The sequence below is a fragment of the uncultured Succinatimonas sp. genome, assembly GCF_905203285.1.
Classification (GTDB): Bacteria; Pseudomonadota; Gammaproteobacteria; order Enterobacterales; family Succinivibrionaceae; genus Succinatimonas.
The window spans coordinates 1-2450 of sequence record NZ_CAJKVK010000141.1 but is presented as its reverse complement, the minus strand read 5'-3'; the positions used below and the strand labels follow the sequence as shown (position 1 = coordinate 2450).

At 38.6% G+C, this 2450-nt stretch carries 3 protein-coding genes and 1 tRNA gene; 3 read left to right on the top strand and 1 reads right to left on the bottom strand.

Features of this window, described 5'->3' with window-relative positions; genetic code table 11:
- Window positions 1-117: 117 nt before the first annotated feature.
- Window positions 118-194: transfer RNA gene (locus QZ019_RS09650), tRNA-Arg, on the bottom strand.
- Between the two features lie 132 nt (window positions 195-326).
- Between QZ019_RS09650 and QZ019_RS09645 the strand changes: the two genes are divergently transcribed.
- The 3 genes from QZ019_RS09645 to QZ019_RS09635 all read left to right on the top strand — a co-directional run.
- A complete protein-coding gene (locus QZ019_RS09645; protein ID WP_295484598.1) occupies window positions 327-911 on the top strand; it encodes an NAD(P)H-dependent oxidoreductase in 585 nt (194 codons plus the stop codon).
- 205 nt (window positions 912-1116) lie between these two features.
- Window positions 1117-1575, top strand: coding sequence for a single-stranded DNA-binding protein (locus QZ019_RS09640; protein WP_040909060.1), 459 nt, complete (start codon window positions 1117-1119; stop codon window positions 1573-1575).
- A gap of 49 nt (window positions 1576-1624) precedes the next feature.
- Window positions 1625-2450: AAA family ATPase (locus QZ019_RS09635; RefSeq protein ID WP_295484595.1), on the top strand; the 826-nt coding region annotated here is incomplete at its 3' end.

The following is a 2450-nucleotide window of genomic DNA, read 5'->3' as shown; positions in this document are numbered from 1 at the left end:
GTTTAATAGGAAGAAACATCAAAAAGCAGCTTAAAAACGCAGTGTTGCAGTAATCGAATATGCGCTTAAATTTAAGAATGGGAAAATTTTAAATAACCTTATGCAGGTAAAGGAAAGTGGCGTCTCTGGGCAGATTCGAACTGCCGACCCCTCGCTTAGGAGGCGAGTGCTCTATCCGACTGAGCTACAGAGACTCAAGTTATATCAGGGCTTAATTATAGCAATTACAAAAAAGCAATCAAGGAAAAGAAAATGAGTTAGCATATGTTTACAAAAAGAGATTAAAGGAATATAACATTCTTAGTAAAAGTGAATAAGGAGAGAATATGAAAAAGGTTTTTATTATTGATGCCGGGTGCAAGATATTCGGGCAGGGAGGTTCGCTTAATCATTTTTTCGTGTCGGTGATGCGTGAAGAGCTTGAGAAATTGGGGTTTTCCGTAACCGTTACGAAGGTTGAAGATCCTTATGACCGAGAGACTGAGGCCCGTAAAATTGCCGATAGCGATTTTGTTATTTTGCAGATGCCGGGCTGGTGGATGTCGGCTCCGTGGCAATATAAAAAATATGAAGATGAGGTTTTCGGACATGAATTAATTTGCGGCGGTGACGGCAGATCGCGTCATGATGCGACCAAACTTTACGGCAGCGGAGGAAAGTGCGTTAACGCATACTACATGGTTTCATCAACCTGGAACGCTCCGCTTGAAGCTTTTAATGATCCGAAACAATTCTTTGAAGGCGCGGGGATTGACGGTGCGTTGATGGGAATTCACAAGCCTTTTCAATTTATCGGAATGAAGAAACTGCCTTCATTTATTGCCAATGACGTCATTAAAAATCCGCAGATTGAAAAAGATACTGAGCGTTTGCGTCTGCATATTAAGGATGTTTTCGGACCTTTGGTCTAATGAAGAAAAAGCAATTTGCATTAAAAATATTTTTTAGCTTTTTTTGCGAAATTTTGAATCAAGGAAAAAATACCCCTAAATTTTTTCTTTGATATATAAGCCGTTTGTAAAGAGGTTGTCTCACTTTTGCAGTGTTTCTTAGCTTTCTTCCTATAAATTTCCTGTAAGGTAAGCGTCATTTAAGTTAATGAAAAAGAGGTGTTAATTGATAGCTTGCAACCAGGTGATTTTGATTGGTGAGATTGTTTCTGAGGAAATAAATTTAAGCTCTCAGTCAAACGGCAGTCAGTATTTAGCTTTTAATTTGCTTACTAAAGAGAACTGGTATAACAGACAGACTGGAACCTATACTGAGCATAAAGAAACGCATCGGATAGTATTACGGGACAACGGAGCCTATAAGATGGCTTCTCGCTATAAGAATGTGCTTAAAACCGGTGAAAAATTGCTCGTTTCAGGACGCTTGCGTTATAAGAGTCGTACTCAAGAAGACGGATCCGTAAATCGTTTTGTGGAAATTGATTGTATAGGAATTGAGAAGCTTTATTCTGAAAATGCCGAATTAAAAAGTCAAACGCGTATTGAAGAGAATAAAGAAAGTTCTTTAGCTAATTTTCGATCCGAGTTTAATTCTTTGGGGATAGATTTTTCGGCACAACGTTAAAGTTAATATCCGATTTATTATGAAACATTGTGATTTACAGCAAGTCTTTATGCCGGCAAAGCTTATTGTCAGTACCGTTAAAACGCCTGCAGCAGCATTGGGATTTATTCCCGCAATTGATTCTTCATATGTTTTCAATGAAGAATTTTTAAATAATGTTCTATTGTTTTTGGATAAACCTTTAAATGACGCTCTTTATATTGCAGGGCCTTCAGGCTGCGGTAAAACTTCGGCGGTTTTACAAATCGCCGCACGTTTAAAGTGGTCGGTTGAACAGGTAACTTTTTCAAATCGCAGTGAAGTTCAGGATCTGCTTGGACATTTTAGCGTGCAGGATAGGAATGTAACTTTTAATTACGGTCCGTTATCAAGAGCTATGCTTAACGGTTCGATTTTACTTTTAAATGAAATTGATCTGGTTAATCCCGGAGATCTGGCTCTTTTAAATGACGTGATAGAGGGCAGGCCTTTGTGCATTTTACAAAACGGAGGCGAGATAGTATTTCCTCATCCGTTTTTTAGGGTAATCGCTACAGCCAATACCAAAGGCTCCGGAGATGAAAGCGGTTTTTATAATGGTACCAGAATATTAAATCAGGCCTTTTTGGATAGATGGCGTTTTATTGAATGCAGCTATCCTGATGAGAAATTTGAAAGAATCCTGCTTAAAAATAAAATACCCGGACTAAACGGCGAGCTTATAAATAAGCTTTTGCAGTTTGCTTTAGAGTTAAGAAGGATAAGCACGGAAAGAACCGAATCGATCGGATCTTTATCCGTACCTTTTTCGACTCGAGTGTTATTAAGGCTTGCCGGTCTTTTAGCTCAAAGTTCAAAGCTGAACATTTATGCTGCGCTTGATTTGGCGTATGCTT

Bases quoted from the DNA above. Each gene is read 5' to 3' on its own strand.
- QZ019_RS09645 (WP_295484598.1), top strand. From the start codon at position 327: ATGAAAAAGGTTTTTATTATTGATGCCGGGTGCAAGATATTCGGGCAG.